This is a genomic window from Arthrobacter ginsengisoli, from assembly GCF_031456935.1.
GTDB lineage: Bacteria > Actinomycetota > Actinomycetes > Actinomycetales > Micrococcaceae > Arthrobacter > Arthrobacter ginsengisoli.
Genome location: NZ_JAVDVQ010000009.1, coordinates 72,533 through 86,948, shown reverse-complemented (window position 1 = coordinate 86,948; position 14,416 = coordinate 72,533). Strand labels below are relative to the sequence as shown.

The window sequence follows — 14,416 nt, the reverse complement described above, 5'->3', positions numbered from 1 at the left end:
CACCCGCCGTCGTGCGCGGTTCGCTGACATCGTTCGGCGATACTCGATTCATGGTTATCAACATCAGGCTCAGCGACCGAACGACTGCCACCAGCGATGATCCGCTTGGACGTGATTGGTACGGCTATGACCCTGGGGCAACACCGGAGCAGCTCTGGGCTAACAATCGCGGAGACTGGTTCCTGGACAAGAAGCGCATCGCGAGTGAGCGTTGGGCAGCACTCAACTACCTAGGCGAGATCGTGCTGGTCGCTGAACTCAACGACCCGGCTCACGAGATCGTGACAGGTACTGACACAGGGAGACCAAAGAAGGCTCTCATCGGCCGCGTCCTGGCAGACGGACATTCCATTCACCAAGTCCTGATGGGAACGCAGGTCGAATACCCGCCCGGCAGCAGGAACTCAATCCTGTATCGCCCGGACCCTGAGACTGCCGTCGCGGCAAACGCCGGCCCAGCTGAGGCGCGGGATCTAGCCGGTGCAGGGGGCCAAGGGCTGCAAATGGACGCCGACGTCCGCAGAGCGATTGAGAACGCTGCACAGGATCGTTTGATGCGCCACTACCGAGACCGTGGCTGGACCGTTACAGACACCCGGCAAAATCGTCCCTACGACGCCGTCGCGGTCAGGGATACCGAGCGGATCTACCTTGAAGCGAAAGGCACCCAGAGCAAAGGGGACTCGGTCATCGTCACGCGCAATGAAGTCGGTCACGCCCGCCAGCATCCGGGACTCTGCATGATGGGCGTGTGGTCCGGAATGCGGCTCGTGGATGGCGAAGTGGACCCTAGGGCGGGGGACTTCAGGATTATCGACTTCGATCCAGAAGACCGCCAACTACGTCCTCGTGACTTTGATTGGCGATGGGTTGACCCGTGATGCCCCGCGCACGAGAATGCGAACCATGAGTGATCATCGCAGCCTTTCCGAGCCGGCTCCGTTCACCGCCGATGACTTCGCCGAGCGGTTGCGGCGAGCAGCCCACGCCGCCCAGGACGCCGGGCTCGACGGCATCCTGGTCACTCCCGGACCGGACCTGCTGTACCTCACCGGGTATGCACCCGTGGCCATCACTGAACGCATCACCATGCTCGTGATCCCCGTCGACGCGGAGCCCGCCATGATCGTTCCGAGGCTCGAGAGGCCCGACGCGGAAGCGGCCGCCGGCGCCTCGATTCTGCGGATCACCGACTGGACCGACGGGAGCGACCCCTACACGGAGTCTGCGACGCTGATGGCCGGCACCGGACGTTATGCCGTTTCTGACTCGGCCTGGGCCATGCACCTCCTCGGCCTGCAGGATCGACTGCCCAAGTCGTCCTACGTCTCGATGACGACCGCCCTGCCGATGCTTCGGGCGATCAAGGATGACGACGAGATCGAGCGGCTGGCGGCGGCCGGCGCGGCCGCCGACCAGGTGTACGAGGAGATCGTCACCGTGCGCTTCGCCGGGCGCAGCGAGACCGACGTCGGCGCTGATCTCGCCGACCTGCTTCGCCAATTCGGTCATTCGCAGGTGGACTTCACCGTCGTCGGTTCGGGTCCGAATGGAGCCAACCCTCACCACGAGATCGGCCCGCGGATCATCGAGGACGGAGACATGGTGGTGCTCGACTTCGGCGGCCTCAAACACGGCTACGGATCGGACACAACGCGGACCGTGCACGTCGGCGAACCCACCGCCGAGGAGCGCGAGGTTCACGACGTCGTCAGACACGCACAGCAGGCCGGGTTCGAGGCCGTGCGGCCAGGCGTCGAGTGCCAGGAGATCGATCGCGTGTCCCGGGCGGTGATCACTGAAGCCGGCTACGGCGACTACTTCATTCACCGCGTCGGGCACGGAATCGGACTGACGACTCATGAGCCGCCGTACATGGTCGAGGGCGAAACCCAGATCCTCCACCCCGGCATGTGTTTCTCGATCGAACCCGGAATCTACCTGCCGGGCAGGTTCGGCGTACGGATCGAGGACATCGTGACGGTGGTTCCCGACGGCGGACGGCGACTCAATCAGACCTCGCACGAGATGAGAATAGTCCACTAGTTAGCATTGGCCAGGCTGAGCGCGATCCATCGTCCTCCGACGGAAAACGAACGGCAGCCGACATGGCTTGTGGCCTGCCGTTCACTGGTGTGTCGAGAGCGTGACTCCAACTGTCAACTAAGACGACAGTCCCGTAAGTTGGGGAGTGTCAGCGCTTGGGGGGCTTGCGGATACCTGGGAGGGTCCGCTGGGTGAACCGGGCAAGTAATTCCACTTCATCGGTTCTAAGACAAGGTCTCAGTAATGAAAACTCCTTCTGCGCGTACCCGTAAGATCGCCACCTTTGCCGCTGCCCCACTGGCTGTCCTGATCGCCGGGGGCATGGTCTGGCAGGGCTCCCAAGCCGCCTTCACGGCATCCACCCGCAACGCCGGCAGCTCATGGAGCACCGGAAACGTGGTCCTCACCGACGACGACCTGGGTGCAGCCGCGTTCACCGTGGAGAACATCGTCCCGGGCCAGACCAGCGAGAAGTGCATCGTCGTCACCTCCGGGTCCAATGTTCCGGGGGAAGTGCGGGCCTACACGCAGAACCTGATCTCTGCCAAGGGCCTGGAGAACCGGATCTACTTCGACCTGGAGCAGGGCACGGGCGGCTCCTTCAATAACTGCGACGGATTCGAGCCCACCGCCAACACAGTCCCGGAAATGACCATCGCCGCACTGTCCGCGGCCAACCGAGATTTCGCCACCGGCGGCGCCTCCTGGCACACCGCGGGCACACCGGGCGAAACGCAGAGCTACCGCGGTATCTGGCGCTTCGACACGACGGGTCTGAGCCAGGACGAGGTCAATGCCCTGCAGGGAGCCCGCGTGGGCATCGACCTGGTGTGGGAGCTCCAGTCGGACGAATCCCCCGTAATCCCGTAGCCCGGAGGATTCGGCAAAAGCACAACCGTGAACCGGGAGGAACCCTGGTCCGCCCGGGTGTCCTCCCGGCTAGGCCCGCTGTTTTCCGCCGACGGCTGGGCGCTGTTTCTGGCATCGCTCGCGTCGCGGCTGTATCTGGGCGTGCTGTTGAGCCTTGCCCTGATTGCGGTGCTGCCCGCGCTGCTGGGCTGGCACGGCACCGTGGTGCAGAGCGGATCCATGGAGCCGCACATCAGCGCCGGCGACGTGGTGCTCGCCGCCGGTTTCGACGCCGCCCAGAAGGTCCCGGTGGGCGGCGTCGTGGAGTTCACCAGCCCGGCCGAAGCAGAGCCGGGCGGGGTGGAAAAGACCCGGCTTCACCGGATCGTTGGCGAAAACCCGGACGGCACCTTCGTGACAGCCGGGGACGCCAACGCCGAGGTGGACAGCACCCCGCTGGAGCGCGGGCAGATCACCGGCCAGGCCAGGCTCCTGGTCCCCACGGTCGGGCTCCCCGGCCTCTGGCTGAACAGCGGTAACCTCCCCGCGCTGGCCTGGTGGAGCGTGCTGACGCTGCTCACCGTCGTCGTGGCCGTGTTCGGCGCCAAACCCACCGAAGAAGAGGACAAAGAAGAGGACGACGGCGGCCCGCCCCCGGTTCCCCCCGGCACGGGCTCTCGGCGCCTGCAGGCCAGCGCCGCCGTCGGCATCGTGGCAGCCCTGGCGGTCCTGGTCATTGCGACGTCCACCGCGTTCTCCTCAGCCGCGTTCACGGCCGCTACAGCGAACGCCGCCAACACGTTCAGTACGGCAGCGGACTGGGCGCCGCCGTCGGTCACCTTGGCCAGTCCCGGGACCACGGTACGGGCCAACGTGACGCTGATTGCGGAAGCGAGCGACGCCGAAACGGGCATCCGCAACGTCGCCATCCAGTACCAGGCGCCCAACGGTGCCTGGACCACGCTGTGCACGGTAGTGGTCGCGCCCTATTCGTGCGTGTGGAACACCCAGGGAATGCCGGACGGTGCGTACAGCCTCCGGGCCGCGGCCACAGACAACTCGGGCCTCACCAGCACCTCCGCCGCGGTACAGACCACAGTGGCCAACAGCTTCGCGGTGGTCCTCAACGATCCCGGCGAATTTCAGCGCGGCACCGTCAACCTCAGCGCCACGCTCTACAGCCCGGGCAGCACCCAATACACCGTACGGGTGGAATACTCCCTGGCCGGAACCAACAAGTGGAACACGCTGTGCCAGAACCTGGCGGCCCCGTACAACTGCACCTGGTCCACGGGCACGTTCGCCGACGGATACTACGACCTCCGTGCCGTGGCCACCTCCGGGACGCCCACCTACTCGGAAACCATCACCGACGTGCTGGTGGACAACCGCGCGCCCACGGTGACCATGAGCGACCCCGGCACCCCGCTGCAGGGCGTCGCCACCTTTGCGGCCGCCGCTTCGGACGCGCATTCCGGCGTGGCCCAGGTGCAGATCCAGTACACCCGCTCCGGCACCACCACGTGGTTGCCGCTTTGCACCGTGACCGAGGAGCCGTATTCCTGCCGGTTCGACACCACCGCCCTCGCCAACGTCTCCTACAGTTTCCGCGCCCTCGCCACCGATGAGGCAGGTAACAGCACGACGTCGTCCGCGGTCACCAACAGGGTGGTGGACAACACAGTGTCCTCAGTGTCCCTAGAGGATCCCGGCGCCTACCTGACCGGTAACACCACGCTCAGCGCAGTTGCGAACTCAACGGCGGGCGTGGGCAATGTGCGGATCCAGACGGCACTGGCCGGAACCGGCAGCTGGACCACGCGCTGCACCCTGGCCGCGTCGCCTTACTCCTGTGCGTGGGACACGCGGACCGTGGCCGACTGGCAGTATGATCTCCGTGCCATCCTGATCGACGGCGCTGGCAAGGAAACCATCTCCGCCATCGTCGCCGGGCGGCGGGTGGACAACAGCCCCCTGCGCGGGGCAGACGTTCAGGCCGCCAACGGCACCGGCATCCAGGGCAGGCTCGACGCCGCCGACACCCTGAGCTTCACCTACAGCCAGCAGGTCAACCTTGCCTCCGTCACTCCGGGGTGGACCGGAGCCGCGCTGCCCGTGACCCTTCGGCTGCGCGACGGCAACATTCTGGGCACGGGCAACAACGGAGACGCCTTGGATGTCCAGCGGCCGGGCAGCACCGTGAATCTGGGGGCGGTCAACACCAAAGCCAACTTCGCCAAGAACCGGAAGACCGTCACTTACAACGCCACCATGACAGCCGCCACGGTGACCGTGGCTGGTGTGCCCAGCACTGTGGTCACCGTGACGCTGGGCAGCGTGGCGAGCGGCAGCGGCAGTATCCGCACCTCCAGCACGGCTGCCGCGATGGTGTGGACGCCGACGTCGTCCGTCACCGGCACAGCCGGCGCCGCGAGCTCCCTCGCCCCCGCAACCGAAACCGGCACAATCGACAGAGACTTCTAGCCAAAACCACGCGAAAAGGATCTGATAGGTGCCATCCATGCGGTGTAAGGCCGGAAGCCACGACTCGTGGCGACCCCGAAGCATCGTCTAATGGTCCGGCCCCCAACTTGAGTAGATGCGCTGCGGTCGAGGACCAGCCCGGCGCTTCCTTTTTCGGCGAGGTCGGGCTCAGCCCTCGGCCTCTGCTTCAAGCTCTGCCTCGGCCACTGCGATGGCGAAACCTAGTGCGCTGGCGAGGTTGCCGGCTGCCGCCACGATCCGGGGAGTCCCGACGACCGGAGCAACGGCGATGAGGATGCCCTGGACGTCCTCCAGGGTGATGCCGACGTCCATTGCCGTACCGGCGTTGAGCAGGTAGGAGCCGGCCGGGGCGTCGACGGCTGCGAGGGCCGCGATCCGGGCCAGCATCAGTTCGCGGGGCTCGAGGGTGGAGCGTTCGAGCGACACGGCGGTGATGTCGGCGAGGGCGTCGAGGACGGGAGTTTCTTCTTCGGCCATGGTCATGTCTCCATCTGGTTGCGGGGTTGTGTGCCGAGCGGGGCGGCGCGAGCGGGGAACCCCACCCGCCTGCAAGGTAACCCGATACGGCCCAGGAAGACATCACCCGAACGGGATGAACCGATCGCCTGCCATCGGACTCCGTAACAGACCGGCCTCGAGCCCAAAGGCCTTCATCTACGGAAACGGATTGACGTGGAACACCGTCAATGCCGCCGTCGGTCGGACGGTCGCTCTTGGCCAGGCGTCGAAACCGGTTGGGGCCGCGGCCATCATACTTTCCGCATCTCATGCAGTGCCGGCGGAAACTACCGTCCGGATCCGCCTCGGCCAACCAGTGATGCCCCAGGTTCACCTTGCAAAGCAGCGTCGTGAGCATAATGCGTCCCATCCTGAGGGCCAGGCCGTTGGCGCTCAGACCCGCAGTACAGCCGCTTGTATTCTACTGCGGGGCACGTCCGTGAGCGGAGCCGAAGCACGTCATCCGCGCCGGGGAGCCGGTCCCGGTATGGGAGGATGTTCCGGTGACTGCCCCTGCCCCCGCCCCGCTCCGCCGCCCAAGCGGCCGACGACGCGCGGGGCTGGCCGCTCTGGTCCTGCCCCTCGTGCTCGGGATGGCGGCGTGTTCGACCCCTGCCCCCAGGGTTTCCCCCAGCGCAGCCGGTTCAGCCGGCGCGGCCAGCGAAACGCCGGCGCCGGAGGGACAGGCAATTCCCGCCGCCCCCGCGGCCGTCACGGCCGCTCCGTCCGCCGTTTCCCAGTCCGTAACCGCTGCCCTGCAGGCGCTGGTGGTGTCCTCGCCGCAGCCCAGCACGGCGCAAGTCCGCGAGAGCCTTGCCGCGGCGGGGTTCGCCCCGGCCGCCGTCGAGGTTTCGGCGTCGCGCACCCCCACTGGACTGGCCGCCGACGCCGTCGAGGTAGGCGTGCTGGACGACAACGAGTGTGTGATGGCGCAGCTCCGGTCCGGAACCGTGGCAACGTCGGTCTTGCCGGTTCTTCCGAACGGTCGATGCTTCGTCGGCAGCGTCCAGCGGTAGGCAACAGGAGTGGCATGTCGAACGTACTGAACCGCCGCGCCGTCGTTGCGCGGGAAAACCACCGCGCCCGCCGGGGGCGCTCGCTGATGGCTGTCCAGGTGGTCGGCGAGCTGCTCATCACCCTCGGCGTGATTGCCGGCCTCTTCGTCGCCTGGCAGTTGTGGTGGACAAACGTCGAAGCGGACGCGGCCCAGGGGGCTGCCGTGAAGCAGTTCGTCCAGGAGCACCAGGCGCCCATTCCGAACGACCCGTCCGGCACAGCGCCCGCGCCGGCGGTCCCAGCGGACCCCGCGGCCACACCGGTCGGCACCGCGCCGGCCCACGGCGAGGCGATCGGCGTCATCTACATTCCCCGCTTCGGCGCCAATTACAGCAGGCCGCTCATCGAGGGCACCAGCAGCGACGTCATCGACACGCTCGGCCTCGGCCGCTACGCGGGCACGGCGATGCCGGGCGCCGTCGGGAACTTTGTGGTCGCCGGCCACCGCCAGACCCACGGCGCGGTGCTGGACAACATCCACACGCTCGTGCCGGGCGACAAAATCTACGTCCAGACCGCCGACGGCTTCTACACCTACGTCTTCCGGAACCAGGAGATCGTCCTGCCGGACCGGACGGACGTCATCCTGCCGGTGCCGGCCCAGCCCGGTGTTGCGCCGGACCAGCGGCTCCTGACCATGACCAGCTGCAATCCGCGGTTCGGGTCCGAGGAGCGCATCATCGCCTACTCGGTGTTCGAGTCCTGGCAGCCGCTCAGCGCCGGGCCCCCGGCACCGATCGCGCAGCAGCTCGCCGCGCTGCAGGGGAAGGACTAGACCATGTACCTTTGGCTTTTTCGTCAGCTTCCCGGACCGCTCTGGCTCAGGATCCTGCTCTCGGCGGTGATCCTCGCGGGCGTACTGTTCCTGCTGGCCGACGTGGTGTTTCCGTGGCTTGCCGACGTCACCAATCTGACCGACGCGACGGTGGGCTGACCGGTGCCCACAAGCCCGCGCCTGCCGCCGCTGGAGGAGCTTCTCGCCGTCGCGCACGTGGTGAGCCTGCCGATGCGGGTTAAGTTCCGCGGCATCCTGCAGCGCGAAGCCCTGCTGCTGGAGGGCCCGCTGGGCTGGGGCGAATTCTGCCCCTTCCCGGAGTACGGCGACCCGGAAGCCTCCCGCTGGCTCGCCGCCGCCGTCGAGGCCGGCTGGCACGGATTCCCGGCGCCGCTCCGTTCGCTGATCCCGGTCAACGCCACGGTTCCCGCGATCGCCGCGGACCGGGTCCCGGAGATCCTGGCCCGCTTCGGCCGGGTGGACGCCGTCAAGATCAAGGTGGCCGAGCCCGGGCAGACGCTCGACGACGACGCCGCCCGGGTCGCCGCGGTCCGCGCGGCGCTCCCGGACGCCGCGGTGCGGGTCGACGCGAACGGCGGCTGGAACGTCCCCGCCGCCGTCGAGGCACTGACCCGGCTGTCCGGCGTCGGGCTCGAATACGCCGAACAGCCGGTGCCGGACATCGCCGGGCTCGCCGAGGTCCGACGCCGGCTGCGCGCCGCCGGCGTCCCGGTGCTGATCGCCGCGGACGAAAGCGTGCGCAAGGAGGACGACCCGCTCAAGGTCGCCCGCGCCGGCGCCGCTGACCTGATCGTGGTGAAGGTGGCGCCGCTCGGGGGAGTGCGGCGCGCCCTGGACATCGTCGCGCAGGCCGGGCTCCCCGCCGTCGTCAGCTCCGCGCTGGATACGTCGGTGGGGATCCGCGCCGGGCTGGCGCTCGCCGCCGCGCTGCCCGAACTGCCGTACGCCTGCGGGCTGGGGACTGTGTCGCTGCTTGCCGCCGATGTTACCCGGGACTCTTTGGTGCCCGACGACGGCGCCATCCGGGTCCGCGATGTCGCCGCCGATCCCGGCCTGCTGGGGGAATACGCGGCCGCGCCGGAGCGCCGCGACTGGTGGCTGGAGCGCCTGCGCCGGGTCCACGCCGTGCTCTCTGCAGGCCGGTGATACGGGTTGCGAGTAATGTGAATCGTTGCGCGGCGACGTGGCCGTGGAAAATAGTTTCGGATCGGAAAATTACTACATGTACATCCAGAAGTCCCGGGAAGTTGACGACGCGGCTCTTGCAGAGCTGGAGAAGGGCATGGATATGACCCACAAGGACGGGCTGCTCCGCATTGTGCAGGGCCTGCGGCGGGTCGATACCGGGACCTACGCGCTCCGCATCCGGCTGGCCGAGAAGCTGGGGATCGGCACCATCGACATCAACGCGATGGCGTTCGTGGGCGAGGTGGACGGCCTCACCCCGAAGGATCTCGGCAAGGCGCTCAACATCACCACTGGTTCGGTCACGGCCATGGTGGACCGGCTGGAAACCAAGGGCTTTATGGTCCGGAAGCCCAACCCCACGGACCGCCGCAGCGTGCTGCTGCACCTGAGCCCGGAGGGGACCGACGCGATGCAGTGGGCCAACGACCACTTCGCCGCCGCGGCCGTCGCGCTGCTCAAGGATTCCTCCGAGGAAAGCCTCACGGACATCGCCGAATTCCTCGAAGGCATCGGCCAGCGGCTGATGGCCGCCGCCAATGCCCCGGAGGACGCGGACAGCTAAGCCGGGCCGGCGCCGGGAGTTCACCCGGACTTCATCTGAGAGTCGACTTCGCGTTGTCCGCGGCTGGAACGGTGGGGAGGCCCCCAACCCACCCCGTGGAAGGTCTCTTCATGTCTGTCTCCTCCGGACGCAAATTCTCCCTGCTCCCCATGCTTGGCCACACCAAAGGCAAGCGGAGCCCCGTCACCTGCGCGCTCAAGTGCGACAACGCCTGCACGGGCGAGGTCTGCAACACCAGCTCGAACAGCTACTTCCGCGACATCGCCTCCGCCACGATGTCCCGCCGCGCCGCCCTGGGCTTCGGCGCCGCCGGTGCCCTCGCCGTCGCGTTCGGCAGTGCCCTGACCTCGCCGGAGTCCGCAGTGGCCGGCGGCCCCGGGCTGTCCGCGGCAGCCAAGAACGGCTACGGCACCTCCAAGCTCAAGTTCACGGCCATCGCTCCGGTGGACGCCGCCGTCGACGCTTTCACCGTGCCGGAAGGCTTCACCTGGCAGCCCGTGATCCGCTGGGGTGACCCGATCTTCAACGACGCGCCGGAGTTTGACCTGGGCAAGCAGACCGCGGCCGCGCAGGAGCGCCAGTTCGGCTACAACAACGACTACACGGACATCCTCGAGATCCCCGGCAGCAAGGGCCGCCGCGCGGTGCTCTTCGCCAACCACGAATACACCAACGAGGGCATCATGTTCCCGACGGCGATGCCCGCCGCCGACGTCCGGAAGATCGGCGCCGCCGCGCACGGGCTCACCGTCGTCGAGCTGGAGCGCCGCAACAAGAACACGCCGTGGTCCTACGTCAAGGGTGCCGGGCTGAACCGCCGCTTCCTGAACGACACTCCGTACGAGCTCACCGGTCCGGTGGCCGGCTCGCCGCTGGTCCAGACGAAGGCGGACCCGGCCGGCCGCACCATTCTCGGCACGCTGGGCAACTGCGCCGGCGGCACCACCCCCTGGGGCACCATCCTCTCGGGCGAGGAAAACTTCAACGGGTACTTCGTCGCGCCCGGCACGTCGGATAAGGACAAGCGCTACGGGCTGACCAGCAAGCCGACGGCGCGGCAGTGGGAACTCGACGATCCCCGCTTTGACACCCGCAACGCCGACTCCGCCAACGAGGCCAACCGCTTCGGCTGGATTGTGGAAGTCGACCCCTTCGACCCCACCTCCACCCCGAAGAAGCACTCCGCGCTGGGCCGCTTCAAGCACGAGGGCGCCAACGTGATCGTGGCCGAGTCCGGGCACGTGGTGGCTTACTCGGGCGACGACGAGCGCTTCGATTACCTCTACAAGTTCGTCTCGAAGGACAAGTACATTGAGGGCGACCGCAAGCACAACATGACCCTGCTCTCCGCGGGCGACCTCTACGTGGCCCGGTTCACCGGCAGCGCCCCGGCCGCCGAGATCACCGGCACCGGTGCCGTACCGTCCGACGGCGGCTTCGACGGCACCGGCGAATGGCTGCCGCTGGTGGTCGGTGGAGTCTCACAGGTGCGTGACATGTCGGTGGAGGAGGTTCTCGTCTACACCCGCGTCGCCGCGGACAAGGTCGGCCCGACCAAGATGGACCGCTGCGAGGATGTCGAGCCCAGCCTGCACACCGGCAAGGTCTACGTCGCCTGCACCAACAACTCGGACCGCGGCAAGGCCGGCAAGGAAGGCGCCACCGAGATCAACCCGCGCAACGAAAACCGCGACGGCCACATCGTGGAAATCATCGAGACCGGCGACCAGACCTCCACGAAGTTCACCTGGAACCTGCTGATGGTCTGCGGCGATCCCGCGCAGGGCGACGTCACCTACTTCTCCGGCTACCCGGTGGACAAAGTCTCGCCGATCTCCTGCCCGGACAACCTGGCGTTCGACTCGGTCGGCAACCTCTGGATCTCCACCGACGGCGCCCCCTCCGGCATCAAGAAGGCCGACGGGCTGTTCAAGGTCACCCTCGAGGGCGCCGAGCGCGGCCGGGTGGAGCAGTTCCTCGCCGTCCCGCGCGACGGCGAAACCTGCGGGCCGATCATCCACGACGAGGAACGCACCGTGTTCGTCGCCGTGCAGCACCCGGGCGAGGACGGCACGTTCGACGCGCCGCTGTCCTTCTTCCCGGACTACGTCCCGGCCGGCACCGCCCCGGCCCGGGGCCAGGCCCGCGCCCCCCGCCCGTCCGTCATCCAGGTCTTCCGCACCGACGACTAGGTCCTCCGCTTTGTCGGGGTGAGGACAGACGCTCCCTCACGTTCCGCCGTTCGACGGCGGGACGTGGGGGAGCGTCTGCGTTTAGGGGCCGGGATGGGAGGAGCGTCTGCCGGGCACTGTGACCGCACAAGTCTGCCCGGACTTGACTGATACCCCCTAGGGGTATATTTTCATGAGTACCGGAAAGAGTCGTCACGGCCCCCGCCCAGGGAAGGCCCGAACGCGTTGAAGGTCTTCCTCCGCGGTTCAGCGGAGCGCCATCTCGGGTGACCTGACGCTTCCGGACTCCACGGAATTCCCATATCCGTGTTGAGGAGACCCGCTTAATCATGACCGAGCATGCACACCACCACCATGGCGCCGGAACGGCCGAACAGGTCAAGGACCCCGTCTGCGGGATGACCGTCGACCCGCACGCCACCGGACACCACACCGAACACCAGGGCCAGCAGTACTACTTCTGTTCGGCCGGATGCCTGGCCAAGTTCGTGGCGGATCCGGCCCGGTATCTGCCCGGCACCGGTGAGTCAGCCGCCGTCGCACCCGCCGCCGTCGCGCCGGCAATGGATGAGGAGCTCGAGTACACCTGCCCGATGCACCCTGAAATCCGGCAGGCGGGGCCCGGTTCCTGCCCGATCTGCGGCATGGCCCTGGAGCCGGTGGTCATCACGGCCGACAGCGGACCGAACCCCGAGCTGGCCTACATGAGCCGGCGCTTCTGGGTGGGCCTGGCCCTGACCATCCCGGTTGTCATCCTCGAAATGGGCGGGCACCTGTTCCCCGAGCTGCACCACATCGTGCCGCCCACGCTCTCCGCCTGGATCCAGTTCTTCCTGGCCACGCCGGTCGTCCTGTGGGCCGGCTGGCCATTCTTCGTCCGCGGCTGGGCCTCGCTCCGGACCATGCAACTGAACATGTTCACGCTGATCGCCATCGGCACCGGGGTCGCCTGGCTCTACAGTGTGGCCGCCGTCTTCGTGCCCTCCGCCTTTCCCGAGGCGTTCCGGGCCATGGACGGCAGCGTCGATGTCTACTTCGAGGCCGCCGCGGTCATTGTGGTCCTGGTCCTGCTCGGCCAGGTGCTCGAGCTGCGCGCCCGGGAGCAGACCTCCGGCGCCATCAAGGCCCTGCTGGACCTGACGCCCAAGACCGCGCGGCGGATCGGGGCCGACGGCGTCGAGCTGGAAGTCCCGCTCGGCGAGCTCCAGGTCGGCGACCGGGTCCGGGTCCGTCCCGGGGAGAAGGTCCCGGTCGACGGCGAGGTTGTGGACGGGCGATCCACGCTCGATGAATCCCTTGTCACCGGCGAATCGATGCCCGTGACCAAACAAACCGGGGACCACGTCGTTGGCGGCACGCTCAACCAGACGGGCGCGCTCGTCATCAGCGCACAGAAACTGGGCAGCGACTCCATGTTGGCACGCATCGTGGCCATGGTAGCCGCCGCCCAGCGGTCCCGGGCGCCGATCCAGGGCCTGGCCGACAAGGTTGCCGCCTGGTTCGTTCCCATTGTCATCGCCATCGCCGTGGCGTCCTTCATCATCTGGTCACTGGTTGGCCCGGAACCGCGGATGGCGCACGGCCTGATCGTGGCCGTGTCCGTGCTGATCATCGCCTGCCCGTGTGCCCTCGGCCTGGCCACGCCGATGTCGATCATGGTCGGCGTCGGGCGCGGTGCGGGAATGGGCGTGCTCATCAAGAACGCCGAAGCCCTCGAACGGATGGAAAAGGTCGACACGCTCGTCGTCGACAAGACCGGAACCCTGACCGAGGGGCGTCCCTCGGTCACCGGGATCGTTCCGGCCGACGGCATCGCGGAACACGACGTGCTGCGGCTGGCCGCCGCCGTCGAGCAGGCCTCCGAGCACCCGCTGGGCCTGGCCATCATCGAAGCCGCCCAGCGCGCCGGCATCACCATTCCGCCGGTGGAGGACTTCGACTCGCCGCTGGGCAAGGGTGTCTCCGGAACGGTGGAGGGACGGCGCGTGCTGCTGGGCAGTGCAAAGTTCCTGGCCTCCGAGGGCGTGCAGACCGATGCCCTGGCTGCCCGTGCCGAAGAGCTGCGGGCCGACGGCGCGACCGCCATCTTCGCCGCGATCGACGGACTGCCCGCCGCGGTGTTCGCCATCGCGGACCCGATCAAGGAAAGCACACCCGCCGCGCTGGACGCGCTGCGGCAGGAAGGCATCCGCGTCGTTATGCTCACCGGCGACAACCGCACCACGGCCGAAGCAGTCGCCCGGCGGCTGGGGATCACGGAGGTCGAGGCGGAGGTGCTGCCCGATCACAAGAGCGACGTCGTCGAGCGGCTGCGCGCCGAAGGCCGGGTCGTGGCCATGGCCGGCGACGGCGTCAACGACGCGCCCGCCCTGGCCGCGGCCGACGTCGGCATCGCCATGGGTTCCGGAACCGACGTGGCGATCGAAAGCGCCGGCATCACGCTGCCGAAGGGGGACCTGACCGGAATCGTGCGGGCCAGGAAACTCTCCGAGGCCACCATGGCCAACATCCGCCAGAACCTCGTGTTCGCGTTCATCTACAACGCGGCCGGGATCCCGCTCGCCGCCGGCATTCTCTACCCCGCGTTCGGCCTGCTGCTGTCCCCGATCGTCGCCGCCGCCGCGATGGCGCTGTCCTCCGTCAGCGTGATCACCAACGCGCTGCGGCTGCGCGCCACGAAGATCTGAGGGCCGCGGGGCTCCCTGCCCGCTGCCGAGCCGATGC

12 protein-coding genes are annotated in these 14,416 nt (G+C 67.8%); 11 read left to right on the top strand and 1 reads right to left on the bottom strand.

Annotation, left to right across the window (positions count from 1 at the left end; translation table 11 throughout):
- The first annotated feature begins 50 nt into the window (after positions 1 to 50).
- From J2X01_RS12120 to J2X01_RS12105, 4 genes are all read left to right on the top strand, one after another.
- Complete coding sequence (locus tag J2X01_RS12120) at positions 51 to 881, top strand: protein NO VEIN domain-containing protein (protein WP_310057417.1); 831 nt, start codon at positions 51 to 53, stop codon at positions 879 to 881.
- Positions 882 to 906: 25 nt separating this feature from the next.
- Positions 907 to 2,046, top strand: a complete 1,140-nt coding sequence (locus tag J2X01_RS12115; RefSeq protein WP_310057415.1) for an aminopeptidase P family protein — start codon at positions 907 to 909, stop codon at positions 2,044 to 2,046.
- A 243-nt stretch (positions 2,047 to 2,289) separates the two neighbouring features.
- Positions 2,290 to 2,916, top strand: coding sequence for a hypothetical protein (locus J2X01_RS12110; RefSeq protein WP_310057412.1), 627 nt, complete (start codon positions 2,290 to 2,292; stop codon positions 2,914 to 2,916).
- Positions 2,917 to 2,943: 27 nt separating this feature from the next.
- The gene (locus tag J2X01_RS12105) at positions 2,944 to 5,379 is read left to right on the top strand and encodes an Ig-like domain-containing protein (RefSeq protein ID WP_310057410.1); all 2,436 of its coding nucleotides are present in this window, start codon (positions 2,944 to 2,946) and stop codon (positions 5,377 to 5,379) included.
- A 168-nt stretch (positions 5,380 to 5,547) separates the two neighbouring features.
- Here the strand turns inward: J2X01_RS12105 and J2X01_RS12100 are convergent, their stop codons facing one another.
- Positions 5,548 to 5,877 carry a carboxymuconolactone decarboxylase family protein gene (locus tag J2X01_RS12100; RefSeq protein ID WP_310057408.1) on the bottom strand — a complete coding sequence of 110 codons (330 nt, stop codon included), beginning with the start codon at positions 5,875 to 5,877 and terminating at the stop codon, positions 5,548 to 5,550.
- Between the two features lie 524 nt (positions 5,878 to 6,401).
- Between J2X01_RS12100 and J2X01_RS12095 the strand changes: the two genes are divergently transcribed.
- From J2X01_RS12095 to J2X01_RS12065, 7 genes are all read left to right on the top strand, one after another.
- A complete protein-coding gene (locus tag J2X01_RS12095; RefSeq protein WP_310057405.1) occupies positions 6,402 to 6,914 on the top strand; it encodes a DUF6993 domain-containing protein in 513 nt (170 codons plus the stop codon).
- An 86-nt stretch (positions 6,915 to 7,000) separates the two neighbouring features.
- Positions 7,001 to 7,729 (top strand): class E sortase, encoded by a 729-nt coding sequence (locus J2X01_RS12090; protein WP_310057637.1) that lies wholly within the window; start codon positions 7,001 to 7,003, stop codon positions 7,727 to 7,729.
- 3 nt (positions 7,730 to 7,732) lie between these two features.
- The gene (locus J2X01_RS12085) at positions 7,733 to 7,888 is read left to right on the top strand and encodes a hypothetical protein (RefSeq protein WP_310057403.1); all 156 of its coding nucleotides are present in this window, start codon (positions 7,733 to 7,735) and stop codon (positions 7,886 to 7,888) included.
- Between the two features lie 3 nt (positions 7,889 to 7,891).
- Positions 7,892 to 8,896 carry an o-succinylbenzoate synthase gene (locus tag J2X01_RS12080; protein WP_310057400.1) on the top strand — a complete coding sequence of 335 codons (1,005 nt, stop codon included), beginning with the start codon at positions 7,892 to 7,894 and terminating at the stop codon, positions 8,894 to 8,896.
- A 76-nt stretch (positions 8,897 to 8,972) separates the two neighbouring features.
- Positions 8,973 to 9,500: a MarR family winged helix-turn-helix transcriptional regulator gene (locus J2X01_RS12075; RefSeq protein WP_310057397.1), complete on the top strand. Its 528-nt coding sequence runs from the start codon at positions 8,973 to 8,975 to the stop codon at positions 9,498 to 9,500.
- A gap of 110 nt (positions 9,501 to 9,610) precedes the next feature.
- Positions 9,611 to 11,692, top strand: coding sequence for a PhoX family protein (locus tag J2X01_RS12070; RefSeq protein WP_310057394.1), 2,082 nt, complete (start codon positions 9,611 to 9,613; stop codon positions 11,690 to 11,692).
- 329 nt (positions 11,693 to 12,021) lie between these two features.
- Positions 12,022 to 14,379: a heavy metal translocating P-type ATPase gene (locus J2X01_RS12065; RefSeq protein WP_310057391.1), complete on the top strand. Its 2,358-nt coding sequence runs from the start codon at positions 12,022 to 12,024 to the stop codon at positions 14,377 to 14,379.
- The last annotated feature ends 37 nt before the right edge of the window (positions 14,380 to 14,416 follow it).